Consider the following 25,286-nt stretch of genomic DNA (forward strand, 5'->3'; position numbering starts at 1 on the left):
CGTCCGGCTCGCCGGACTCCTTGAGCAGTGAGTGGAGCAGGTGCAGGCGTGGCACAACCTGATCTGCAGTCTTGTGCGTGCGCGTTGTCGGCGAACTCGCCCTGAATGGTGATGCCGAGCTTTACGGTGGAGAACTGGATGCCGCCGAGGCGGTAGGGGAGGGGCCCACAGACATGCACAGAGTTCCACCGGAGATGTTCCGATTCGCCACGGTGGAGAGGTCCGATCTGTACGGGGCCGTACTGGACGCCTTCGGGGTGGCCGGTGAGCACCTGGAGACGGCACTGGGGCTCGACGAGGTGCGCGGTCGGCTGCGCGGGGTGGGCTGGGCGGCGGCGGCCGAGGACGAGGAACTGCATGAGGCGCTCAGGAAGCTCGTGCAGTGGGAGCTCCTGGACGTGGTGCACAACCACGCGGAGAACTACCGCACGGCCGAGGAATACGAGCGGCGCAACCTGCAGTACTCGCTGACTCGACGGGGTGAGGCCGCTCTCGCCGGAGTTCGGCACGCGCTTGAGGTTCTTGCCTCCACGGGTGCGCTGCAGACGGCCGTGCTGGAGGCGATCGCCGACAGACTGGACGAGCTGTGCCTGCTGTCCGACGAACCCGCCTCGGCCGACCGCAAGATTTTCAGCACGCTGCGGGAGCTGGAGGGGCATCTGGAGGCCTTGGTGGAGAACACCAAGGCCTTCAACGGCGAACTGCAGCGGCTCCTGCGCGCAGAGGGCGCGGATCTGGAAGTTTTCCGTGAGGTCAAGGCCGCCACCGTTGCCTATCTGCAGGAGTTCTTGGTCAACCTCGACCGGCGTGGGGGGATGGTCGCCGCCGCCGTGGCCCGGGTGGAGGAGCGGGGGACCGCCGTGCTGCGAGAGCGAGCCCTGCGCGGCGCCGAGCTGCCGCCGGTGGCTGGTGAGGATCCCGCGGCCGGCTGGCTGGAGAGCAGGCGGGCGCGCTGGGCGGGTCTGCGGGCGTGGTTCCTTCCGGACGAAGGGGCGCGGCCCCGGATCGAGCAGCTGCACGACATCGCCCGGCGGGCCATCGTCTCCCTCCTGCAGGTTCTGGAACGGATCAACGAGTCGCGGCGCCGCTCCTCCAGCGCTGTGCAGGACTTCCGGGAACTGGCGCGCTGGTTCGCGGCGGCTCCCGCTGAAGAGGACCTGCACCGGCTGTGGTCGACCGCCTTCGGCCTCGGCCCTGCCCGCCACGCTCACCTCGCCCACCCCGACCCGGAGTTGATTCCGTCGTCCCTTTCCTGGTCCGAAGCCCCGCCGGTGGAGGTGTCGGCTCTGCTGCGGACCAGCGGACGGACGGAGCGCTTCACCCGTACGGCCAAGGTGCGGGATGTCGCGGCCGTCAGGGCGGAGCGCGCCGAGCGGGCCCGAGCGGAGCGAGCGGAACTCGTGCGCGGCTGGCAGGAACTGGAGACGGAAGGACCCGTGCGCCTGTCCTCCTTCGGCGCGATGGATCCCGCTGTCTTCGACCGCCTGCTCGACCTGCTGGGCCGGGCTCTGTCCGCTCGGCCGGACGCGGCCGGCCGGCGGCGTGCCACGACGGGAGACGGCCGGGTGGAGATCGTGCTCATGCCGCCTCCCGATGAGCGCACCGCCGTACTGCACACCGCGAAGGGTTCACTGACCGGTCCGGACTACGTCGTCCACATCACCGCGGCGGGCGGAGCGAACGTCCTCCCGGCCGGCCGCGCCGCGTGGCAGGAGGCGGCGGGATGAGCACGCTGGCCAACCAACTGGCCGTTGCGGAACGGGAGGAGATCGCGCGAGCCATCCGCCTCCTCCTGGCCCGCCCCCTACTGACCGTGGCTGCCGAGCCGGCCGGCTTCGAACTGGTACGACGCCGTCATGAGCCGCTGGCCCAGTGGTTCGATTACACGTGTGGCTGGAGCCTGGTCGTGGAGCCTCGCCGCGGGTACGCCCGCCTCACCAAAGTCCGCGCGAACCCGGACGCCTCCCGACCGGCCCGCAGGGTCCGTTCCGCCCGGGCCCCGTTCGACCGCCGACGCTACGTTCTGCTGTGCGTGACCGCGGCCGAGTTGCTGTCGATGCCGATGACAACCATCGGCATGCTCGCCGATCGCGTCGTGCAGGCCACGGCGGCCGATCGGGCACTGGCCGCGTTCGACCCGGTCAACAAGCCGGAGCGAATGGCATTCGTCGATGTCCTGAAGCTGCTGGAGTCGTACGACGTACTGCGCGCGGTGGACGGCACGACCGAGACGTACGTCGAGTCCGCGGAGGCAAAGGTCCTCTACCGCGTGGACACCACTTTGCTGATGCGGCTGCCCGCCGCACCCGTCGGCGCCTCCCGACTCGCCGTACCACCGGACGAGGTGCCGGCGCGGTTCGAGGGACTCCTCATGGGCCTTGTGCGGGAGCGCCGCTACGGCGGCGCAGTCTTCGATGGGGCGGCCGACGAGGCACACAGCGAGACCGCCACCACGGATGCACAACGCAACCTGAGGCTGCGTCACTCTGTACTGCGCAGGCTCTTCGACGACCCCGTGCTGTACCGGGCGGACCTCGCCGACGACGAGCTGGCATACGTCACCTCCCTGACCGGACGCCAGATCCTGCGCCGTTCGGTCGAGCAGGCCGGCTTCCTCTTGGAGGAACGAGCCGAAGGCTTCCTGCTCGTGGACCTGGACGGGCTCGCCACCGATGTCCGCTTTCCCGACGACACGTCCACTGCCCGGGTTGCCGCGCTACTCCTTCTGGAGCCGCTGTGCGCCGCGCCTGCCGGAATGCTGCCCGAGCAGCTCACCGAGGCCGGAGCGGACCTGCTGCTCCGCTTCCCGCGCTGGGCCAAGGCGTACCAGTCCGAGGACGGCGCGGCCCGGCTGTCCGAGGACGCCGTACGCGTACTGCGCGACGCCGGCCTCGCCCGCCGAGCAGGGGACCGTGTCGTCGCGTGCCCGGCTGCGTACCGCTACCGCCTGACAGAGACCACGAGTTCGGATCCGGAGGATCGGTCGGAACGGAATCGGGCGTGAGTCCGCACGAGATGGCTGGCACCACGGCTTCCGGTGGCGGTGTCGTAGAAGGAGACAAGCAGTGAGTGTGACAGAGCTTCCCCTCCCGCGACGGCCGGAGGAGGCGGCCGAATCGGCCGGGCCGCCGAGGCAAGAGGCGGACGCCGCCCGCAACCGGTGGCAGCCGCACCGCGCGGGCATCCTCAACGTCTGGCGCTACTACGACGAGACCTTCACCTTCCACCAGGGGCGCCTGCTGCTGCGCGGCCAGAACGGCTCGGGCAAGTCCAAGGCCCTGGAGCTTCTGCTCCCCTTCCTCTTCGACGCCAGCCTCCGGCCCAACCGCCTCTCCACGTTCGGCGGTTCGGAACGAACCATGCACTGGAACCTGCTCGGCGAAGGCACCTCCGGCAAGACCCGCGTCGGATACGTGTGGATGGAGTTCCACCGCGTCGGCGACGACGGCACCGAACGATGGTTCGGCTGCGGTGCACGCCTGCAGGCGAGCGTGCACACCAGCGGGGTGCACGCTGATTACTTCACCACCGGCTCCAGGATCGCCCACACCGACGGTGTGCTCCTCGTCAACGAGTCGAATCAGCCCCTGACCCGTGCTGCCCTCGTCGAAGCCCTGCGCGACCGCGGCGATGTACACGCCTCGGCCACTGACTATCGCACCGCTGTCCGGCGTGAACTCTTCGCAGGCATGGGTGAGCAGCGTTATGAGTCGCTGTTGTCCGCCCTGCTCCAGCTGCGCCAGCCCAAACTGTCCGAACGGCTCGACCCGTCCCTGCTGTCCACTTTGCTGTCACGAGCTCTGCCCCCGCTGGGCGAGGGAGAGATCGCCGAACTCGCCGAGGGGTTCGAACGACTGGACCGTCAGCGCGAACACCTCAAGCGGCTGGGCGAGGAGGTGACGGCAGCCGAGACCGTCGCATCCCGGCAGCGCGCCTACGCTCGACGGGTTCTGCGGGCCGGCTCGGCCGCTCTGATCTCGGCGACCACCGAGATGGACGACCTCACCCGTGCCGCCCGGCAGAGCGCCGAGGAACTCGCACAGGCGCTGACGGAGCGTGAGTCGGCCCAGGCCCGGCGCGAAGAACAGGAGCTGCAGGCACACGCCCTGGAAGAGACCGTCGAAGGGCTGCGTGAGAGCGGCACGTACAAGCAGGGCGAGGAACTCGACCGGCTCCGCCGCCGCACGGAAGACGCGGTAGCCGCCGCCGGGCGACAGCACGCAACCGCCCAGACCGCTCAGGTCGGGGCGGAGAAGGACAGGAGGCACTCGGACGAGGCGGCGGGTCGGGCCCGCGCACTCGACGAGCACGCGCGTGAAGCGGGAGAGGAAACACGTCGGTCGGCTCGGGCGGCGGGTATGGAATCCATCCACCACGAGGTGAAGGCGATACTCGACGCGGATCCCACGGTGACGCTCTCCGACGGCACGGTTCGTGAGGAGGGAGGCCGTCCCTCCGAAGGCATGAGACGAACGGTGGGCGAGCACGGGGCCCGACAGGCCCGTCGGCTTCTCCGGGGCGCGGTCACCGCCCGACGACAGCAGGTCACCCTCATCACCGAGGCGATCGACGCCCACGACCTTGCGGTACGCGACCGGGGCGCCGGCGAGGATCTGTTGGACGAGGCCCGTACCCGGCTCGCGGAGGCGATCGCCCGTCGGGACGAGGCGTCCGGCGCCTGGGACCAGGCCCTTGCCACGCAGGCGGAACGGCTCCTCGCCTGGGCCGAGGGCTGCACGGAACTGCGTATCGCCGACCCTGGGGAACTAGCGGCCAGAGCGGCGGCGGAAGCCGACGTGAGGGCCCTCGTCGAAGCCGCCGCACGCCCGCTGGAACAGGAGATCGCAACGGTCGAGGCCACCGCCCGAGCCGCGCGTCAGGGACTGCGGGACGAGCGGAACCGACTTGAGGAGGAGGTACGACGGCTCAGCGGCGAGACAGACCTCCCGCCACCGCCTCCGCCCACCCGCACCACCGTCCGCACGGCGACGGCGGGAGCACCGCTGTGGCGGCTGGTCGCCTTCCGTGAAGATGTCCCGCTCCCTGTTCAGGCCGCGGTGGAAGCGGCGCTGGAGGCATCGGGCCTCCTGGACGCCTGGGTCAGCCCCTACGACGGGATCACCCTGCCAGGGCACGACACCCGCGCCGAGGCCGCCCTGGCTCTGACAGCCCAGGGGCCCAGTCTCCTGGACGTGCTGACGCCCGAGGAAGACATCCCCGTTCCGGCCGACACCGTGACCCGCATCCTCGCCGGTGTCGCATACGGCGTGGCGCTGCCCGGCGGTCACTCCGCGGCCGTCTCGGCCGACGGCGCCTGGCGTCTCGCGCTGGCCACCGGGACTTGGAGCAAGCCGGAACCCGCGTACATCGGTGCGCCGGCCCGGCAGCGGGCCCGGCAGCGCAGGATCAGTGAACTGACTGAGCACATCGGCCAGGTGAACGCTTCCCTCGCCGTGGTCGACGACCGACTGAGAGGCCTCGACGCCCGTCGTGTCCTGCTGGACGCCGACCGTGTTGCTCGACCCGACCACAGGGACCTCGACGCCCGCCGACGCGACTGGGACCGAGCCGAGGCGAAGGCGGCTGCCCGGGACGACGCCGTGCGTGACGCGGCCGCGCACCTGGCCCGGTGTGAGACCGACGTGGCGGGCGCCCTGCGCACGCTCAGCCGCCGGGCTGCCGAACACGGACTGCCCACCGACCGGGACCGGTTGCGTGAACTCTCCGTCGACGTCGACAATTTCCGGGATACGGCCGACAGCTGGGTGGACGCATGCCTTACCGCGACCGTCGCTGCCGACAAGGCCCGCCAACTGACCGCGCTGGCAGACCGATCGCTCCGGACCGCCGAGGAACAGTCCGAGGCGGCGGCTGCCACCGAAGCGGAGGCAGCGGGTCTGAAGGCCCGTCTTGAGGCGGTGGAGGCGACCGTCGGTGAGGACTACCGGCAGATCGTCGCGCGTGTCGCCGAGGCACGCGCCGAACTGCGGCGCTGTCGTGAGGAGGCCCGCAGGGCGGCCGATCTCCTGCTGCGCCTGGAAGGCCGCATCGGAGGACTCCGGGCCACCAGTGGTCAGGACGCCGAACGGCGGGAACAGGCCGTCGGAACCCGGGACGCCGCGGCTCACCGGTTCCGGCATCTGTGCCTGGTCGGGCTGGCCGAGGACGCCGGCATCGCACCGGAACTCGACGCCGGTGACGGCGCCAAAGCCACCCTGGAGGCCGCCCGGGCCACAGCGGCGGAGTGGCCCGGCATCCCGCACGCCCCTCGCAATCTGGGCGACGCGGCGACTCGTCTCTCCGAAGCGGTCCACGAGGCCCGTCAGAGACTTGGCGCCCGTGCCGACCTGGACCTGGAGCCCGACGACGACATCCAGCTGTTCACCGCCACCCTGGACGGCGTGCGCGTGGGGGCGGCGGGCATGCTCACCACGCTCACTCAGGAGCGCGACCGCAGCCGTGACGACATCACCACCGCCGAGCGGCGTCTTTTCGACCAGATCCTGACCGGTGACATCCGCCGTCACCTCGCGGCCCGCATCCGCCAGGCAGGCGAACTCGTCGACCGCATGAACAGACACCTCGAGCGGGTCCGTACCGCCTCCAACGTCGCCGTCCAGCTTGTCTGGGACGTCCGTCCGGATCTCCCGGACGGCACCCGCACCGCCCGTCAACTCCTGCTCAAGGACCCCGGCCGGGTCGACGAGACCGACCGGGAAGCCCTGCACGCCTTCTTCCGCGCCCGTATCGAGGAGGCCAAGGGCAGTGACACGGCCGCGAGCTGGGAGGAGCAACTCGGCGAGGTGCTCGACTACACCGCCTGGCACCGCTTCACCGTCCGCCTCGACCGGGCGAACGGAACCGGCTGGCAGCCGCTGACCAAGAAGCTGCACGGCGCACTCTCCGGCGGAGAGAAGGCCATCGCACTGCACCTGCCGCTGTTCGCCGCCGTCGCCGCCCACTACGAGGCCGTGCCCCTGGCACCCCGGCCCATCCTGCTCGACGAGGTCTTCGTCGGTGTCGACGCGGTCAACCGCGGACAGGTCTTCGCCCTGCTCACCACACTCGACCTTGATCTCGTGATCACCTCCGACCATGAATGGTGCACCTACGGCGAACTGCCCGGCATCGCCGTCCACCAACTCCTCACCGGCGGGGACGACGACGCTGTCACCAGCGCTCGCTTCGTCTGGAACGGCACCGACCTGGAGGTGGGATGACCCACACGGAACCCGCCCCGGGCGAACGCACCCTGCGCCGCCCCGAACTCCGCCCGCTCTGGCACACGGTCCACAGCCGTCTCTCTTCCGGCCGCCCCGTCAATCGGGTGCGCCTCGGACCGCTCGACGAGGCTCAGCGCGAGGCCCTCGCCGACCTTCTGGGTCTGGACCGCCTGCCGGACCCTCGCCCCTCCGTCTCGCTGGCCCGCTTGGAAGAGGCTGTCACGGAACTGTCCGGCTGTACGGTGCGTGAAACCGTCACCGAACTCGTCGGCCCACTCGATGACCGTGCAGGCGAACGGCGCCGCAAGGAGGACGAACGTGCGGAGCTGTGGACATGGTTGGACGGTCACGCCACTGTGCGGGCCCAGCCCGCGCTCGCCGACTGGACCGCGTCATGCCGAGCCACCGGTCTGGTCGGTGGCTCACCGCAGCTGACCCGAACCCTGCTCGCGGACGCGCTGACCGTGCTCGGGGAACTCCCGGCTCAGGCTGAGCCCCTGCCCGTCTTCGCTGCCCGGGTCCTGAAAGGCGACGCCCACGCACTCGACGACGGTACCCGCCTGTCCACCCTCGTCCTCCGCGCTCTAGCGACCCTCCACGACACCGCTGCACCGGAGTCCGCGGCGGCCCGGCGCGCCCTGTGGGCCCGGGCAGGTGTCGCCGACGACGACCTGTCGGCCACCGTTCTCGTCGGCGGCCTGCGTCCGGCCGGTGGCGGCCCACTGTCCCGTGTGGCCCGCGTTTGTGCCGAGGCCGGTCAGGCCGCCAGCCTGACCCTCGCCCAACTGCGGGCCCCGGGAGAGTTCACCCTCGCCTCCGATCCCGCACCCGTCGTCCACGCCGTTGAAAACCCCAGCATCCTGGCCCTCGCCGTACGCCGCTTCGGCCCGGACTGTCCGCCGCTCGTGTGCACCTCCGGCTGGCCCAACAGCGCGGCCATCCACCTCCTCCGCCTTCTCGCGGATCAGGGCGCCAGCCTCCGCTATCACGGCGACTTCGACGGCGAAGGCATCCGCATCGCCGCGTATCTCCTGGACAAGACGCCTGCCCGCCCCTGGCGTATGACAGCAGCGGACTACCGCGCCGCCGTCGCCCGCACGCCGCACGGCCCCCCGCCAGGCCGCCTCACCGAGGCTCCCTGGGACCCCGAACTGACCTGCGCCATGACCGACCACGGCACCGCCGTGGTCGAGGAACTAGTGACTGACGTGCTCTTGGCAGACCTGGCCGAAGCGATTCACGAGGGAAGCCACTGTGGCAGATCGTGACGCTCGTTAGACACTCCGGGCATCCGAAGGGGCCTCCAGGAGAGCCCCAAAATGGTGTTGACCAGCCGATATAGCAGGTCCCTCACCTAGTGACGTCTTTTCCTATGACGCATCATGTGGAGTGCGTGGCGATCCTTGAGCCTGCCGAGAAGGGCCGCTGACCCGAGGATTTGCTGGCCCCACTGTTCGCGGAAGCATCAGCACCGACCTGACCAGCCTGCCGGTGGGGCCCAGGAGTTGAGCCCCACCGGCACGCCCTCAGGCGGCTTCGGTTGCCGGTGCGGCTTCGCCCGTGTCCTCGGCCACCGGTCCCGGGCGGCCGAAGAGACCGATCAGGGCGGTGAGCAGGGACAGGGCGCCGAGGGCGGCCCAGCCCGCACCGTAGCCCGCGGCGGGCACGACCTTGCCGAAGATCACGGGGAGGAGGAAGCCGCCGACGGCCGCGAGGGTGAGCATCAGCCCGATGGCTGTGCCGATGTGCTCCGCGTCGATACGGGAGACGTCGACGGGGACGCACAGCCACGCGGGGAAGCTGAAGAGGAACAGGAATCCGATCAGCGCGGCCAGGAACCACAGCAGGGGAACCGAGCGGACGGGGACCAGGAACAGGGCGGCGCTCATCGCCAGGAACGGTATGACCATGATCATCCGGTAGTTCTTGAGCCGGTCCGCGACGTACCCGCCGAGAAGGCTGCCCGGTACTCCTGCCAGTGCGAACACGGCGCCCAGCAGCCCCCCTTGACTCTCACTGAAGCCGTGTTCGTCGATCGCGTACTCGCCGAGCAACTGGGAGGCGGTGATGTACGCGCCGTAGACACCGACCATGGCTCCGCCGTAGATCCACAACTGCCGGTCCCCCAGCGCCTTGGCGAGACCGGCGCGGGTGATCTCCGCCCCGGCGAGGCCGCCGACGTCCGGCGGCGTCCGGAACCAGAGGGCGCAGGCGGCGGCGACGGCGAGGGTGAACGCCCCGCAGACGCCCAGCATCATCCGCCAGCCCAGGGCGTCACCGAGGGCGACGCAGCCGTAGAGACCGAGCGCGGCCCCGACGCTGAACGCCGCACCACCGGTGACTCCCAGCGCGAAATTGATCTCGTGGTTGCGGAACCACACGCTGACCGCGCCCACGGACACCGAGAGGAAGATCGATCCGCCGATTCCGGCGATCACCCGGTAGACGGCCAGGTCCGGGTAGCCAACGGCGATTCCCGAGAGCATCCCGCCGACGCCCTCCAGGGCGAGGCCGAGGACGAGCGTGCGCTTGAGGCCGAGCCGCGTCGCGAGCAGACCGGCGGGAATGTGCACCACGCCGTAGCCGATCAGGAAGAGCGCGATCAGGAAGGCCAACTGCGTGAAGGACGCCCCGAGACCATCGCTGATGGGCGTGAACGCCGCCGTGATGTTGAACCAGTTGAGGGTGAGGCCCAGATACCCGGCCACGAGGAGAGCCAGCATGCGCCAGCGTTGAGCGTAGATGTCATCGGACATGGGTGAATGTCCCTTCTCGAAGGGCGGTGTCCCGGGAGAGCGGTGGGGCCCGCCCGTCCGACGCTGAGGTGGGAGGGGAGAGGAAACCCTGAGAGGAGAGGGGGAGAGGGGAACGGGGGAGAGGAAAGCGGGACTGCCGGGCCGTGGGGGAGGGCGGTGTGCCGCCGCCCCGTACGAGGTGACCGCGTGTGTGGTGCGGTGAGGGGAACGGCAGTCCGGGCGCCGGGGCCAAAGGGCCGCGAGCGCCAGGTCGTCGCGTGGGGAGCGCGGAGAGTGCGAGGCGCGGTTGGGTACGAAAAGCGTGCGCACTACGGGGAGTTCGGCGAGCGCGGGGGATACGGCCTGGCGGTGGGGTGTCCGGCGGCGCGTGGCGGCGGGTGATGCGGTGCTCGGCGGGCACGGTCCCGGTGTGATGCGGGGCCGGTGTACGCACGGGGCATCACCGACAGCACGTAAGGCGGCGCAGTACCAGCACCAGCACTGCCACCACCGCCGACAGGGTGCGGGAACAGGCGCCGCGGACACCGCGCGAGCTGCGGCACCGGGTGCCTCCCCCGCCGTCGTTCTCGGGGAGGCACCCGGCCGGGGGAGGGTTACCCCTTCTTCACCGCGATGGCTTCGAACTCGACGATCAGTTCCGGCTGTACGAGCCCGGTGACGAACACGAACGTCGAGGGGGGCCGGGTCGGGAGCCAGCGGTCACGGACCGACCGGATCTCCTCCAGGGCGTCGGGCCGGGCGATGAATCCCGTGATCTTGACGATCCGGTCCATCGAGCTGCCGGCCGCTTCGAGGGTGCGGGCGAGATTGGCGAACGCCTGCTCGGTCTGGGCGACGGGATCATCCGCGCCCACGACCTCACCCTGCTCGTCCCAGCCGATCTGGCCGGAGGTGAAGACGAGTTGGTCCACCGTGCCTGCCCAGTGCCAGGCCGTCCCCGAGAGGACTCCGGGCACTTCGGTCACCAGGTCGAGGTCGGCTGCCACGTCAGTCCTCGTCGATGATCGCGATGGCCCGGACCGGTCCGGCGGTGCCGCCCGCGATCTTCAGGGGCATGGCGATCACCTGGAAGCCGTGCGGCGGCAGCTTGTCGAGGTTGGCCATCTTCTCCATGTGGACGTATTCCTTCTCCAGCCCCAGCAGGTGGCAGGGCCAGAGGAACTTCGGGTCGTGGCCGTGCTTGTGGTAGTCCGCGGCCCAGGCGGCGTACGGGCGGTCGTAGCTCCACGCGTCGGTGCCGACGGTGGTGACGCCCTGGTCGAGCATCCACTCCAGGGCTTCGCGGCCCATGCCGCCGCCCCGGGTCATGTACTCCTCGGTGCCGAAGAACTTGTCGTTGCCGGTCTTCGACAGAACGATGTCGCCCGGCTTGAGCGTGTAGTCGATCTCGCGGAACTTGCGCTTGAGCTTCTCGAGCGAGACCTCCTCGCCGTCCTCGCAGTCCTGGATGTCGATGATGACGCCGTCGCCGATGCAGCGCTCCAGCGGCCACTCCTCGATCGTCTTCGGCTTCGTGCCGTCCGCGTTGCGCGGACCGAAGTGCCACGGGGCGTCCATGTGCGTGCCCGTGTGGTCGGTGATCTCCAGGTTGCAGATGGCGTAGGCCTCGCCGGGGGTGGGCCAGTCCTGGGGGTCGATGTCGTAGTTGTCCTTGTTCCACTTGGCGCCCTCGGAGTGGGGCACGAGCGTGACCCCCTTGCCCTCGAGAGTCGGGTCGGTGTCGACGGTCATCGAGAGGTCGACGATGCGCTTGGCCAAGGGACTGCCTCACTTTCCGTGAAGAGCTCGATGTCCACTAAATGGATATCGAATCAGCTTGCTGGATACCGTGTCCGAGACGATAAGTGCGCCGGGATGCCGCGTCAATGGCGATGACGACTTCTCTTCCGGCGGGAAACCGGCCCGGATCCGCTGCTCACCGAGCGCGCCGCCAGGGCGCGTTCGCGGTGGTCAGGGCTTTGTGTGCCGCGAGGGTGCGGAGTGGGCGCGGGTCTCGCCCGGCTGCTCCGGCTGTCGCTCGGGCAAGGGGTGTACGCCCGCGCCGCCGCGCAGGAAGGCTTCGACGCCGGCACGCAGCTCCCCGTCCGGGCCGAAGCAGGCCCGGCGCAGGCCGGCGGCGTCGAGCGACGGGGGCGGGGACGCCGGGGCAAGGACGCCGCCGACGATCCGCTTGTTGGCGGCGGTCGCCAGAGGCGCGAGCCGGGCGGCGCGCCGGGCGAGCCGCAGCGCGACCTCGACCTGGGCCCCGTCGTCGGCGAGTTCCGCGACGACGCCGGTCTGCCAGGCCCGTTGCGCGTCCACGCGTCGGCCGAACAGCAGCATCTCGCGGGTCAGCGCGCCGCCCCAGACCGAGGCGAAGCGGCGCAGCCCGGTGTCGGAGTACACGAGGCCGAGAGCACCGGCCGGGATGCCGAACACCGCGCCGCGGGTGGCGACTCGGGCGTCGCAACTGCACGCCAGTTCAAGACCGCCGCCGAGGGCGGCACCGTCGATCGCGGCGACGACCGGGAACGCACAGTTCTCCATTACGTCGAACACCGCATGGGCGGGATGGGCGATCAGGGGCTCGGCGAGCCGGTCGAAGTCGGGGCCTGCGACGCTGTGCAGGTCGTAGCCCGCGCAGAACGAGGGCCCGCTTCCGGTCAGCACCGCGGCGCGGGCATCCAACTCCGCGAAGACACGGCTCAGTTCGCCGAGGGTGTGGGCGTCGAGTGCGTTGCGCCGGGCGGGACGGTCCAGGGTCACGAGAGCGATGCCCGGTTCCGCCTCCTCGACGCGGACGGCCGGGCTCGCACCCGGCTCAGCGGGCACGTGCGTCCGCCCGCTGCCGCGCGAGCCGCCGGAAGGGTTCCAGCGCCTGCGGGTTGACCACGGCATCGCGGTCCACGACGCGCTCCAGCTCGGCGCCCATCAGGAGCCGTTTCATCGGGACCTCCAGGGGCTTGCCGGAGCGGGTGCGGGGCACCTCGTCGATGCGGTGGACGGCGTCCGGGACGTGGCGCGGGGAGCAGTCCGTGCGCAGCCGGGCGGCCAGCGCACGTTCGAGTTCCCCGTCGAGTTCGTGACCGGCGGCCAGGACGACGAACAGTTCGAGGCGTGAGGAGGCGTCGGGTTCGACGATGTCCAGGGCCAGGGCGTCGACCACCGCGTCCAGGGTGAGGACGGAGCGGTAGATCTCGCTGGTGCCCATCCGGATGCCGCCCCGGTTGATCGTCGAGTCCGAACGGCCGTAGATCACCACCCCTCCTTGCGGGGTGATCTCGATCCAGTCCCCGTGGCGCCACACCGGCGGTTCGACGCGGTAGTGGCCGAAGTAGGCGTCGCGGTAGCGGCTGCCGTCGGTGTCGCCCCAGAACTTCACCGGCATCGAGGGCATCGGCGCCGTGAGCACCAGTTCCCCCACCTCGCCGGTCAGCGGCCGTCCCTCGTCGTCCCAGGCGGCGATGGGCGCACCGAGCGAGCGGCGCTGCAACTCGCCCTGTACGACCGGCAGCGTGGGCACGCCGCCGATGAAGGAGGTGCACACATCGGTGCCACCACTGGACGAGAACAGCCAGAGGTCCGGGCCGAGTTCGTCGTACACCCAGTCGAAGACCTCCGGTGTGAGCGGCGAGCCCGTCGAGCCGACCGCGCGCAGGCGCCCGAGGTCCCTGCCCTCGCGCGGCCGCACCCCGTCGGCGCGGCACGCGGTGAGGAAGCCCGCGCTGGTGCCGAAGCAGGTGGTCCGTGTCGCCTCCACCACGTCCCACATCGCCGCGGTGTCCGGGTGGCGCGGGCTGCCGTCGTAGAGCACGACCGCCGCGTCGGTGAGCAGGCCGCCGACGAGGAAGTTCCACATCATCCAGCCCGTACTGGTGAACCACAGGATGCGGTCGTCACGCCGCGCGTCGACGTGGAAGTGCAGCTTCTTCAGGTGTTCGAGGACGATCCCGCCGTGCCCGTGCACGATCGGCTTGGGCGCCCCGGTGGTGCCGGAGGAGTAGAGGATCCACAGCGGGTGGTCGAAGGGGACCCGTGCGAACTCCAGAGGTGCCCGGTCGGCGCAGAAGTCGTCCCAGATGACCGCGTTCGTCAGTGCGGTGAGTGGCCTGCCGGGGCGCAACCGGTCGGCCACGACGACCTTGGTGAGCGTCGGGAGGCCGGCCACGATCTCGCGTACCTGGTCCAGGCGGTCGAACTCGCGCCCGGCGTAACGGTATCCGTCCACGGTGATCAGCACGGAGGGTTCGATCTGCCGGAAGCGGTCCAGCGCGCTCGCCGCCCCCGTCTCGGGGGCGATCACCGACCAGACGGCGCCGAGGCTCGTCGTGGCGAGGAGTGCGACCACCGCCTCCGGTGTGTTGGGGAGGTAGGCCGCGACCCGGTCGCCGGGGCCCACCCCGGCGGCCACGAGTCCGGCGCGGGCGCGCGTCACGCGGTCGGTGAGCTCCGCCCAGGTGACCTCCACCGGTGCCTGCGACTCGGAGGCGTGTACGAGCGCCACCCGCTCGGGGTCGCGTCCGACGAGTATCCGCTCGGCGTAGTTGAGCGCCACGTCGGGAAACCAGCGGGCGCCGGGCATGGTGCCGGTGAGCACCGTGGTGGGATCCCCGTCGGCCCGTACCTCGAAGTAGTCCCAGACCGCCCTCCAGAACCCTTCGGTGTTCTCGACCGACCAGCGCCAGAGTTCGTCGTAGCCGTCGAAGGCGAGCCCCCGTTCGTGGGCCAACCAGTCCTGGAAACGGGTGAGTTCGCCGGCGGCGATCCACTGTTCGGAAGGCGTCCACAGCACCGGCCGGGTGCTGTCGGCGGGGGCGTTCAGCATGCGAGTGCCCTCCACAGTTGCTCGGCGTGGTCCATGAGCTGGTGGTCCTTTCCGTGAGGCGCGATCAACTGAAGCGCGACGGGCGGGCTTTCGGGCCAGAGCGGTACGGAGATCGCCGGCCAGCCGTAGGCCCCGGCGGCGCGGGTGAAACGCGAGGCGTCGACGACCGCGGCGGGCTCGGTGGTGGGCGGCGGCGGGACCGGTGCGGTGGGGAGTACGACGACGTCGACCCCGGCGTACGCGGCCGCCGTGCGCTGAGCCGCCAACGCCACTGCCTCCCGGGCCTGCTCGACGGCGCCGCTTTCCATACGCGTACCGGTGCCGAGCGCGGACCGCACGTCCGGCTCGTCGGGCTCGACGCGGCCCGCCCACTGCGCGGCGAGCTCGTGGACGAGGACGCGGCCCATCCCTCGCGGACGCAGCTCGAACCCGACCTCGGCGACGCTGTGCCCGAGGTCCGCGATGCGTTCGAGGGCGGCCCGGAACGCGTCGGCGACCCGGGGATCCATGGGGCCGTCGGCCTCCAGGCCGGACGGAACCCCGATCCGCAGGTGCGCCGCGGTGTGCTCCCGTCCGCTCCCCCCGAGAACCCCGGGAACCCCGGGAACCCCGAGCACTTCGGCCGCCAGCCCGCAGTCGCGGACCGATGTGGCGAACACCCCGGCGCAGTCCATCGACGGGGCCAGTGGCGCGCAGCCGTCGAGTGCCACGCTGCCGTGCGAGAACTTCATGCCCACCACCTGGCACCAGGCGGCGGGCACCCGCACCGATCCGGCGGTGTCGCCGCCGATCGCCAGCGGGACGATCCCGGCCGCGACGGCGGCCGCCGAACCACCGGAGGAGCCTCCGGGCAGCGCGCCGGGCACGGCGGGGTTGGGGCACGGCGGTCTTCTTGGGGCCTGTCCTGTCATGCTCCAGGCCAACTGGTCCATCGCCGTCTTGCCGATGACGACGGCGTCGGCCGCGCGCAGTCGCGCGACCACCGCCGAGTCCGCGTCGGCCACTCGAACCGGCGTACGCAGTCCCACCGTTGTCGCCAGTCCGGCAACGTCGAAACTGTCCTTCACCGCGACAGGTACACCGGCCAGCGGCCCCAGCGGTTCGCCGCGCGCCGCACGCCGGTCGATGTCGCGCGCGCTCTCCAGCGCCGCCCGGTCGACCTCCCAGAACACGCCGTCGGCGTCGAGCGCGGCGGCAAGCGAGGCTCGGCACAGCTCCTGCGCCGACCGTGTCCCGGCCCGTACCGCCGCGGCCAGCGCCGTGGCGTCGTGCCCGGCTGCGTCCTGTCTCATCGGCCACCCCGAGGGTGCGCGGCGGGCGTCGCGGTCACCGGCCGTCCTCCGCGAGAGCGTCCCGTGCCGCGAGGAACGGCCGCATCGGCAGCCGGGTCAGGCCCGCGCCGACCTGGCCGATGCCCGGATCCCGGTGTGCGAAGCCGTTGTTGAGCACCGGGGCGATACCGGTCCGGCACACCAGATGGACGTCGATGCCCACCGGCGTACCGGCGAATCCGTCGGCGGGCAGGAGGAACCGCTCGCTGGTGCCGCGGCAGATCTGCCGCATCGCGCCGACGAGGGCGACGGCCTCCTCGTGGGTGCCGCCGATGAAGGAGCTGATGGCGGGCGCCGCGGTCAGTGCGAAGGCGCCGAGTCCGATGGTCTCCGTCATGAAGGAGTCGCCCATCGCGGGGCAGGCGTCCTCGGCGGTGAAGCCGGAGAACAGCTTGGGTTGTCCCAAGGGCGCGGGCGCGGTGATCCAGCCGTCGACGCCGGTCACCCGCAGGCCCATCCGACGGCCGTTCGCGCAGACGGCGGTGACCAGTCCGGGAGCGCCGCCCGCGGCGTGCGCGGCGTCGCCGATCACCTTCCCGGCCGCCATGGAGAAGGACAGGAAGCTGTGGGGGTTGCCGGAGAGGAACTCCAGGACGGCGGCGGCGGTTTCGGTGTCGGGGGCGACCCGTACGACGGCCGGGGCGAGCCTGGCCACCAGCGCCGCCGTACTGGCGACGTTGCGGTTGTGGCACTCGTCGCCGCGGCGCAGGCCCTCCGCCTGGGCCGCGGCGACATCGATCCCGTCCACGGCGGCCAGGGCGTCGTCGAGCACGGGGGCGAGCACCTCGCCCATCCACCGCAGGCGGTCAAGGACCCGGGGGCCACTCGCGCCGAAGCGCAGTGCTTCGCCGAGGCCCTCGTTGAGCGGGGCGAACGCCGTTTTGCCGTCGGCTCCTTCGACCTCGACGACGGGCATCCGGGGCGAGACGACCCCGGCCATGGCGCCCACCGCGCCCGCGGAGTGACAGGGCGCCAGGGTCACCTCACCGGAGTCGAGCAGTTCCGCCGCCTCCCGCAGGTCCCCGGCCTCGCCTTCCAGGACCAGTGCTCCGAGGACGGCACCGCGCATCGGGCCGACGAGGTCGTCCTGCCCCAGCGGGGGTCCCGCGTGCAGAAAGCGCCGGGGGCCGACGGCGTCGGTCACATCGCCCGCGCGCCGTACTCTCCTCGCCACGGCCGGAGCCGTGGCGAGTCGTGTCCAGCCGTCCATGTCACTCATACCTGCTGATACCTGCCTGTCTCTGGTGGCGGAACCTCTCGGCCCGGCCGAGGGGTCCGTGGGTTCGCCCGGCCCCGGGAGTACGTCACCGGGGCCGGACGGGACATGGGCAACGCGCCGTCAGACGCGCGGCGGTGTCCACAGGACGGGGTCGCTCGCGGGCGTCAGTTTCGCGAGTACCAGCTCGTCGAAGGCGTTGGCGGTACCCCACTGGTCCTGCTCTTCGGGGGTGGTGCCCCAGACCTTGGGCGTCCAGCCGTGCTCCTCGTCGATCTGGATCAGCTCCGTCGTGATCTCCATGACGAAGCCGCTCGACGGTTCCTGGTAGTACGAGTAGGTGTTGTCGCCGGCGCCGTGCCGCCCCGGGCCCCACAGCGGCTCGAGACCCGCCCGCTTCAGCCGTCCCGTGCCGCGCATGAACTCGTCGACTCCGTTGAGCTCGAAGGAGACGTGGTTGAGACTGGTGTGCCTGGACTGGGCGAACGCCACGATGTGGTGCCAGCCTCCGGTGCGCATGAAGCAGAAGAAGTTCTGCAGCCAGTCCGAGATCTTGAAGCCGAGGACCTCGCCGTACCAGGAGACCGCCCGGTTCACGTCGTTGGTGTTGAAGACGACGTGGCTGATGTACTTGGGCCTCGACTCGCCGCGCTCGACCGGGCGGTGGGCGCGCTGCTCGACCTCGGTGGCGAGTTCGATCGCCCGGCCGTCGCAGTCGAAGAAGGCGCACGAGTAGCCGCCGCCGAACTCCGGGCGTTCACCCGGCTCGCGGATGATCTTGGTACCGCTGCGGACCACGCGTTCGAACAACAGGTCCACGCCTGCCCGGTCCTGGACGTCGAAGGTGGTGAGTTCGATGCCGGCGACGTCGTTCTGGCGCAGCTTGACGATGTAGTTGCTCGGGCATCCGGACCCGAAATAGCTCCTGCCCTGCTCCTCGGTGACCAGGTCCAGTTGCCACAGGTCGCGGTAGAAGGCGCGCGCGACCGGCAGGTCCTCGACGGCTATCGCCACCGAGCGCACACTCGTGATCGGATGAGGGGTGGGAATGGACATGTGACTCTCGCTTTCTTGCCGGCCGGTCCTGCTGGTCGGTCCGCGCTCGCGGACGCGGTCACCAGGAGGTGGCGATGTACTTCGACTCCATGAACTCGAGCATTCCTTCGGCGCCGCCCTCGCGGCCGAGCCCGCTCTGTTTGACCCCGCCGAACGGCGCCGCCGGGTCGGAGAGCAGTCCGCGGTTGACGGCGACCATGCCGGCCTCCAGTTCGCCGGCGATGCGCAGACCGCGGCGGAGGTCGGAGGTGTACACGTACGCCGCGAGTCCGAGGTGGGTGTCGTTGGCGGCCCGGACCGCCTCCTCGTCCGTGTCGAAGGCGATGATGCTGGCGACCGGACCGAAGATCTCCTCGCGGACAATGTCCGCCCGCGGCGGGACGTCGACCAGGACGGTGGGCGTGTAGAACGCCCCCTTGCGCTCCGGCCGTTCGCCGCCGGTGAGGACCTTCGCCCCGGCCGCGACCGCCGAGTCCACCAGAGCGGCGACCTTGTCCACGGCACGGTCGTTGATCAGCGGCCCGCACTCGCTGGCCGGGTCGGTGCCCGGACCGACGGCCAGCGCGGCGAACCGGGCGGCCAGGCGCCGGGAGATCTCCCCGACGAGGGAGCGGTGCACGTAGATGCGGTTGGCGGCGGTGCACGCCTGTCCGCCGTTGCGCATCTTCGCGATCATCAGCCCCTCGACGACCTCGTCCGGTACGGCGTCGTCGAGGACGAGGAAGGGCGCGTTGCCGCCCAGTTCCATGCTGGACTTGAGGACCGTGTCCGCGGCCTCGCGCAGCAGGACGCGTCCGACCTCGGTCGAGCCGGTGAACGACAGCGCCCGTACCCGCGGGTCGTGGAGCATCGCGCGCACCACCTCGCCGGAACGGCTGGTGGTGACGACGTTGATGACGCCGTCCGGCACGCCCGCCTCCTTGCACAGGCGGGCGATGAGGTAGCTGGTGAGCGGGGTCTCGGCGGCGGGCTTGAGGACCACCGGGCAGCCGGCGGCCAGCGCCGGGGCGATCTTCCGGGTGGCCATGGCCGCGGGGAAGTTCCACGGGGTGACCAGCACGGCGACGCCGATGGGCTGGTAGGCGACCATGATGTTGTTGGCCCCGCCCGGCGAGCTGCCGAGCTGGCCCACCGCCCGTACGGCTTCCTCGGCGTACCAGCGGAAGAACTCCGCGGCGTAGGCGACCTCGCCCTGGGCGTCGGCGAGGGTCTTGCCGTTCTCCGCCGAGATGAGCGTGGCGATCTCGTTCTTCCGCTCCGTCATCAACTCCCAGCAGCGGCGCAGGATTTCGGCCCGCTCGCGAGGGCTGGTGGCCCGCCAGGGGCCGAATGCCTCCGCGGCCGCGCCGACCGCGGCCAGACCGTCCCCGACGGTCCCGTCCGGGACTCGGTGGAGCAGTTCGCCGGACGAGGGGTCGAGCACCTCGATGGTGTCGCGGCGGCGGTCCGGGGGTGCGGCGCCGATGATGAGGTCGGAGTACAGCAGTGGGGTGGACGTCGTCATCGAAGGTCCTTCGTTCGCTACGTCGAGTGGGATGCCGGGGGTCACGCCGGGTTGCGGCCGACGAAGAACTCGCTGTCGGGGGAGTCCGTGACGTCCAGGCCGGCGGCCACGGCCGCGGCTCGCAACTGAGCCATCTGCCCGTCGTTGAGACGTGACAGCGGCGCACGCATGGGGCCGCCGTTGAAGCCGTTCAGCCAGCCCTGGTACTTCCACAGATAGCGGTGGACCATGGCGGTGCCGGCGACGGCCTGTCCCACGACGGCGGAGTCGGCCTCGCGCACCGGGTGGATCTTCCAGTAGATCTCCATGGCGTCGTCGAACTTGCCCTCGCGCATGAGGGTGAAGTAGCGGGCGACCCAGGGGCCGTACGCCTCGTAGTTCGACGTCCCCATCCACTGCATCCCGTACATCGAGTGCCACGCCGGGGAGTTGGACTCGATCGGGTCCATCACGATGACCTCGTCGCGGTACTTGTGGAAGATCTCCGCGATGCCGCCGACGCCCGGTCCGCCGACCTCCGTCTTCACGGCGACCACGTTGGGGATCTCCTCGATCATCCGGCCGATCAGCCCGGGCGAGAAGTGACTGGGGTGCAGCCGGCGGAAGTTCCACAGGTGCATCGCGAAGACGATGACCCCGAGGTTCGTGCTGTCGGCGACGGCCTTGGTGTACTCGAAGACCTCCTGCTCGGTCGCCGGGTAGAAGGTCAGCGGGTACGACAGGAGCACATAGGTCGCGCCGAGCCGCTCCGACTCCCGCACCAGGCGGATGTTGTCCTCGAGGGTGGGCAGCGCGGCGTGGACCACGGTCTGCAGCTGGTCCCCGGCCTCGTCGACCGCGATCTCGGTGACCTGGAGCAGCTCGTCGAAGGTGGTCCCGCACTCGGAGACGATGAGCGCGCTGGACATGCCCATCTTCTTCTCGAGGTCGATGTCGTGCCGGACGGCACGCTCGTTGATCCGGCTCAGGTCGCCGGTGAAGGTCGGCAGCAGGCAGCCGCAGATGCCCTTCATGTTCGCCTTGGCCCAGGCGCGGGCCTCGAGACGCGAATAGCTCATGGGTGGGTGCTCCGTTCTACGGGACTGGGCGCGGACGCGAATCCGGTCGACGCGCAATATCCAGATAGTGGATACCGTAACCACTTAGTGGATGTGCGGAAGCTAGCAGCCGACTGCGGGCCGGTCAATGGCTCGCTCGCGGTTGCTGGGGGACGGGATGCGGCGACCTCGCCCGCGCGATCCGTGTGCGCCCCGGGAGTCCCGCTGGGCGCCGAAAATCCGGGCCGAATCGGATCTTTCCGAGGAACTCTCGGAGCGTTGACACCCGATAGTCGCGGCTGTACCTTCACCGCACCCACTAAGTGGATGTCGTATCCACTATATGGACACGCCCCCCGCTGTGCTGGACGACAGGAGGCTGCGGATGATCAGGGCAGAAGAAAACGAGACCCGGGTGAGCCGGCAATCGTATTGGGGTGACGACGAGTTCCGGCTGGAGCAGGAACGCATCTTCCGGCGCTGCTGGCTCTTCGTCGCCCACGAGAGCGAGATCGCCGCCCCCGGCGACTACGTGACGCGCAACCTCGGCGGTGAGGACGTCATCGTCACCCGCGACGAGAGCGGGCAGATCCGGGCCTTCCTCAACTCGTGCACCCACCGGGGAACCCAGCTCTGCCGGGCCGACCTCGGCAACTCCTCGCACTTCCGGTGCAGTTACCACGGCTGGACGTTCTCCAACTCCGGTGACCTCAAGGGTGTTCCGGAGCGCAAGCAGGTCTTCGGCGCCTCCTTCGACAAGTCGGCGTTCGGCCTGGTGCGGGTACCGCATGTCGAGAGCTTCCACGGGCTCGTGTTCGCGAGCTGGGACCCCGATGCGCCGCCCCTGACCGAGGAACTCGGCCCCGCCGCCTGGTACTTGCGGGGAATCCTCGACAAGGCGGGCGATCTGGTGGCCGTCGGCCCGCCGGCCCGGGCCCGGGTCCGGACCAACTGGAAGCTCGGCTCGGAGAACTTCGCCGGCGACGGATACCACCTCGCCACCACCCACAAGAGCCCCATCGACCTGGGCGCCTACCTCAACACCGACGCCTTCCCCCAGCTCGACGGGGTGTCGATGGCGGGCATGCGCGGCCGGTGCGTCGTCGCGGGCAACGGCCACACCTTCCGGGTGCAGCACTACGACCTGCCGGGCGACCGGCCGATGTTCTTCGGCTACCCGCCCGAGAAGTGGCAGGACATGGCGCGGAACCTGGACGCCGGGCAGGTCGACCTGATGTCACGCCTGTCGGTCTTCCACGGCAACATCTTCCCGAACCTCTCGTTCATCGACGCCGCCGCGCTCACCTCCGGTGACGACACCCCGGCCGTGTCGTACGTCCAGTTCCGCGTCTGGCAGCCGCTCGACGCGATGCACAGCGAGCTCATGCTCTGGGCCCTTGTGCCCTCCTGGTACGACGAGGAACAGCGCGCCCATTCCCAGCGGGCGAACCTGCGCATGGTCGGGCTGGCCGGGATCTTCGACACGGACGACCTGCAGAACTGGACGAGCGTCGCGGACATGAGCCGCGGAGCGGTCGCCAGGGGTACCGACTTCGTCTACGAGGGCGGCCTCTCGGCGGCCAAGGAGGCCGGGACGTCCTGGCCCGGGGACGTCTACGACATCGACCACTCCGAGACCAATCAGCGCGAACTGTACCGACGCTGGGCCGAGTTGATGAACGACGAGTCGTTCGTCGCCACCGGCGCGGGACGGAGGGCCGCACGATGAACGCACGTACGGACAGGCTTCTTGGCACCGCCGTGGACTTGGCGACGAGGGACGCGCTGCGCCACTTCTACGACGTGGAGGCGCGGCTGCTCGACGCCTACGACTACCCGAACTGGCTCCCCCTGCTCGAGGAGGAGTTCGTGTACCGGGTGCCCGTCACCGTCACCCGCGACGACCCCTCGCTGGCGCCGACCGTCCCCGGAGCGGACCTGGTGCACGAGTCGCGGGACTCGCTGGCCTCGCTGTGGGCCCGCCGCTTCGAACCGGACCACATCGACTTCGCCTGGGGGGAGGTGCCGCTGCACCGCATCCGCCGCTTCGTCACCAACGTCGTGGCCGAACCCGGCACGCGGGAGGGCGAGTACGTCGTCCACAGCAATGTGCTGATCAGCGTCGTGCATCAGTCGGACCCCGCTGTCCTCGCTCCCGCGGGGCGCCGGGACGTGGTGCGGCGCCGCCGGGACGGCTGGGGCCTGGTGAGCCGTACCGCCGTCCTCGACGAGAGCGTGATCCGGCTGCCGCATCTGCGGATGGTGATCTGAGTGCGGGGCGACGCCGAGCCCGCGGGTGGCGGTCCACCCGCCCAAGAGGACGTCGTCGAGGACGAGTTCACCGTGGTGAACGAGTTCACGGCGGTGCGGATCAGCAAGATCAGCACCCGCAACGGCCACCGCGTCGAGATCCGGTCGCTGCGGCTCGGGCACCACGTCCGCCTCGATCCGCTCGCCCTCGAAAGCATCAGCTGGCAGACACCGGACGTGTTCTCCCGGTTCCTCGACCAGCCCTTCGGCCCCGAGCCGGGCCCCAGTTCCCCGTAATCGGACCGCGGCACCGCCGCGCAGCAGAAAGTTGTCGAACATGCTTCTCCTGACGGACGAACAGGTCCGCGCCTCCCTCCGGATGGACCGGCTCGTCGCCGCGCTGCGCGACGGGTACCGCGTCGAGGCCGAGGGCGCCGTGCAACTGCCCGACCGCATCAACCTGGACACCCAGCCGGGGTTCTTCCGCCTCATGCCCGGGATCGTCGGCGGCGCCGGCGTCATGGGCTTCAAGGTGTTCAACCAGGTCGCCGCAGGCGGCGTGCAGTACCTCATCGGCCTGTACGACGAGGCCACGGGCGAGTTGCAGGCCCAGTTGGACGGTGCCTACCTCACCGCCGCACGGACCGGTGCCGCAACCGGCGTCGCGGCGGGACTGCTCGGCCCGGACGGCCCGGTCGAGGTCGGCCTGATCGGCTCGGGCCTGGAGGCCGAGACCAACCTCGAAGGGGTCTGTGCCGCTCTCGACGTCGCGAAAGTCTCGGTGTTCAGCCCGAATGCCGAGCGCCGTGGGCAGTTCGCGGACCGCATGGCCGAGCGCCTCGGGATCGCGGTCGAGCCGGTGGACGCGGCCGAGAAGGCCGCCTCGGCGCCGGTGGTGGTCGTCGCCACGAACACGGGGATGGGCACCGGACGGGTGGCCCTGCGCGGTGACTGGCTCAGCCCCGGCGCGACCGTCCTGTCGATCGGATCCACCATGCCCGCCCTGCGCGAGATCGACGTCGAGGTGATCACCCGCGCCGCCCTGGTCGTGAGCGACGCTCCTGCCCAGGCCCGCGGCGAGTCCGGTGACCTGATCGCCGCGGACGAGGCCGGTGTGCTCGACGGCAAGCTGAGGTCGCTCGCGGACCTCGCCACGGGCGGGGCGCCCCGCCAGAGTCAGGAGGACATCGCGGTCTACAAGTCCGTGGGCACCGCGCTGCAGGATCTCGTCGCCGCCCGCGTGGTGTACGAGAGCGCTCTCGCGGGCGGTGTCGGGAAGTCGATCGATCTGCTGCGCGTCAAGAAGCCGGCCGGATCATGAGCCCCGCCGCACCGGAGCGCAAAGCGGCGTTCGTCACGGGCGCGGGCAGCGGTATCGGGGCAGCGGCCGCCCGGGCGCTCGGCCGGGCAGGCTACGCGGTGGCGGTGTGCGACTTGTCCGCAACCGCCGCGCAGGAGACCGCCGAAGCCTTGCGCGCCTCGGGCGTGAGGACCGCCGTGTATACCGTCGACGTCACGAACGGGGTGGCCGTCGCGGACGCGGTCCGTGCCGCGGGGGACGAACTCGGTCCCCTGGAGGCTGTCGTGCACGCCGCGGGCATCTTCGACCAGAACCGGCCGTTCGCCGAACTCACCGCCGCCACCTGGGATCTGGTGCTCCGGGTCAACGTCCTGGGGACCGCCAACGTGCTGCGCGCGGTGCTTCCCGCCATGACCGAACGCCGCCACGGCAGCGTGATCACGGTGGCCTCCTCGGCGGGGCTCGTCCCGCGCGGTGGCGGCGCCGCGTACATCGCGTCGAAGCACGCCGTGGTGGGCCTGACCCTGAAGGTGGCCGCCGAGGTCGCCGACCGTGGGGTGCGGGTCAACGCCGTCGCCCCGGGCTGGATCCCGACCCGGCTCTTCGAGACCAGTGCGGCCGCGCTGCGTGCCGACGCCCCGTCCACGGACGTCCCGGACGAGCCGGTGCCGGTCGGCGGCGTGATCCCGATGCGGCGGCCCGGCACGGCCGACGAGGTCGCCGACGGGATCGTCTTCCTGGCCGGTGACAGCTCCCGGTACATCACCGGCACTGTGCTGCCCGTCGACGGCGGCTATCTCGTCGGCTGA

18 protein-coding genes and 1 pseudogene are annotated in these 25,286 nt (G+C 70.7%); 9 read left to right on the forward strand and 10 right to left on the reverse strand.

All coding sequences use genetic code 11. The annotated features are described in order from the left end of the window. Positions 1–173 precede the first annotated feature (173 nt). The 4 genes and pseudogenes from HUT18_RS28005 to HUT18_RS28020 all read left to right on the forward strand — a co-directional run bounded on the left by HUT18_RS28005 (position 174) and on the right by HUT18_RS28020 (position 8,491). A complete protein-coding gene (locus tag HUT18_RS28005; protein WP_176103307.1) occupies positions 174–1,727 on the forward strand; it encodes a TIGR02677 family protein in 1,554 nt (517 codons plus the stop codon). Further along, positions 1,724–3,069 (forward strand): annotated as a pseudogene (locus tag HUT18_RS28010) (TIGR02678 family protein). The gene HUT18_RS28005 and the pseudogene HUT18_RS28010 overlap by 4 nt, the downstream one beginning before the upstream one ends. Then, positions 3,066–7,220, forward strand: a complete 4,155-nt coding sequence (locus HUT18_RS28015; RefSeq protein ID WP_176103309.1) for a TIGR02680 family protein — start codon at positions 3,066–3,068, stop codon at positions 7,218–7,220. The pseudogene HUT18_RS28010 and the gene HUT18_RS28015 overlap by 4 nt, the downstream one beginning before the upstream one ends. Continuing rightward, positions 7,217–8,491, forward strand: coding sequence for a TIGR02679 family protein (locus tag HUT18_RS28020; protein WP_176103310.1), 1,275 nt, complete (start codon positions 7,217–7,219; stop codon positions 8,489–8,491). Before HUT18_RS28015 ends, HUT18_RS28020 begins: the two co-directional genes overlap by 4 nt. A gap of 258 nt (positions 8,492–8,749) precedes the next feature. Here HUT18_RS28020 and HUT18_RS28025 read toward each other — a convergent pair whose 3' ends face one another. From HUT18_RS28025 to HUT18_RS28070, 10 genes are all read right to left on the reverse strand, one after another. Further along, the gene (locus HUT18_RS28025) at positions 8,750–9,979 is read right to left on the reverse strand and encodes a nitrate/nitrite transporter (RefSeq protein WP_176103311.1); all 1,230 of its coding nucleotides are present in this window, start codon (positions 9,977–9,979) and stop codon (positions 8,750–8,752) included. A gap of 593 nt (positions 9,980–10,572) precedes the next feature. Beyond that, positions 10,573–10,965 carry a RidA family protein gene (locus HUT18_RS28030; protein WP_176103312.1) on the reverse strand — a complete coding sequence of 131 codons (393 nt, stop codon included), beginning with the start codon at positions 10,963–10,965 and terminating at the stop codon, positions 10,573–10,575. A 1-nt stretch (position 10,966) separates the two neighbouring features. Further along, a complete protein-coding gene (locus HUT18_RS28035) occupies positions 10,967–11,737 on the reverse strand; it encodes a cyclase family protein (protein ID WP_176103313.1) in 771 nt (256 codons plus the stop codon). A gap of 192 nt (positions 11,738–11,929) precedes the next feature. Continuing rightward, entirely contained in the window at positions 11,930–12,790 is an 861-nt protein-coding gene (locus tag HUT18_RS28040) for an enoyl-CoA hydratase/isomerase family protein (RefSeq protein WP_176103314.1), read from the reverse strand. Further along, positions 12,780–14,783 carry an acetoacetate--CoA ligase gene (locus HUT18_RS28045; protein WP_176103315.1) on the reverse strand — a complete coding sequence of 668 codons (2,004 nt, stop codon included), beginning with the start codon at positions 14,781–14,783 and terminating at the stop codon, positions 12,780–12,782. Before HUT18_RS28045 ends, HUT18_RS28040 begins: the two co-directional genes overlap by 11 nt. Continuing rightward, positions 14,777–16,075: an amidase gene (locus tag HUT18_RS28050; protein WP_176103316.1), complete on the reverse strand. Its 1,299-nt coding sequence runs from the start codon at positions 16,073–16,075 to the stop codon at positions 14,777–14,779. The genes HUT18_RS28045 and HUT18_RS28050 overlap by 7 nt, the downstream gene beginning before the upstream one ends. A 34-nt stretch (positions 16,076–16,109) precedes the next feature. Then, positions 16,110–17,333 (reverse strand): DUF1116 domain-containing protein, encoded by a 1,224-nt coding sequence (locus tag HUT18_RS28055; protein WP_176103317.1) that lies wholly within the window; start codon positions 17,331–17,333, stop codon positions 16,110–16,112. 120 nt (positions 17,334–17,453) lie between these two features. Beyond that, a complete protein-coding gene (locus HUT18_RS28060; RefSeq protein ID WP_176103318.1) occupies positions 17,454–18,386 on the reverse strand; it encodes a VOC family protein in 933 nt (310 codons plus the stop codon). 58 nt (positions 18,387–18,444) lie between these two features. Next, positions 18,445–19,890: an NAD-dependent succinate-semialdehyde dehydrogenase gene (locus HUT18_RS28065; protein WP_176103319.1), complete on the reverse strand. Its 1,446-nt coding sequence runs from the start codon at positions 19,888–19,890 to the stop codon at positions 18,445–18,447. A gap of 41 nt (positions 19,891–19,931) precedes the next feature. Then, on the reverse strand, positions 19,932–20,948 hold the full coding sequence (locus HUT18_RS28070; RefSeq protein ID WP_176103320.1) for a dihydrodipicolinate synthase family protein: 1,017 nt from the start codon (positions 20,946–20,948) through the stop codon (positions 19,932–19,934). Positions 20,949–21,342: 394 nt separating this feature from the next. Here HUT18_RS28070 and HUT18_RS28075 point away from each other — a divergent pair, with 394 nt between their 5' ends. The 5 genes from HUT18_RS28075 to HUT18_RS28095 are packed head-to-tail and all read left to right on the forward strand — an operon-like array spanning position 21,343 to position 25,286. Further along, positions 21,343–22,656, forward strand: a complete 1,314-nt coding sequence (locus tag HUT18_RS28075; RefSeq protein ID WP_176103321.1) for a Rieske 2Fe-2S domain-containing protein — start codon at positions 21,343–21,345, stop codon at positions 22,654–22,656. Beyond that, entirely contained in the window at positions 22,653–23,198 is a 546-nt protein-coding gene (locus HUT18_RS28080; RefSeq protein WP_176103322.1) for an aromatic-ring-hydroxylating dioxygenase subunit beta, read from the forward strand. The genes HUT18_RS28075 and HUT18_RS28080 overlap by 4 nt, the downstream gene beginning before the upstream one ends. Next, entirely contained in the window at positions 23,199–23,474 is a 276-nt protein-coding gene (locus HUT18_RS28085; RefSeq protein ID WP_217710521.1) for a hypothetical protein, read from the forward strand. 40 nt (positions 23,475–23,514) lie between these two features. Then, positions 23,515–24,498, forward strand: coding sequence for an ornithine cyclodeaminase family protein (locus HUT18_RS28090; protein WP_176103323.1), 984 nt, complete (start codon positions 23,515–23,517; stop codon positions 24,496–24,498). After that, the gene (locus tag HUT18_RS28095) at positions 24,495–25,286 is read left to right on the forward strand and encodes an SDR family NAD(P)-dependent oxidoreductase (RefSeq protein ID WP_176103324.1); all 792 of its coding nucleotides are present in this window, start codon (positions 24,495–24,497) and stop codon (positions 25,284–25,286) included. Before HUT18_RS28090 ends, HUT18_RS28095 begins: the two co-directional genes overlap by 4 nt.

Origin of the sequence: Streptomyces sp. NA04227, from assembly GCF_013364195.1 — a bacterium.
Taxonomy (GTDB): domain Bacteria; phylum Actinomycetota; class Actinomycetes; order Streptomycetales; family Streptomycetaceae; genus Streptomyces.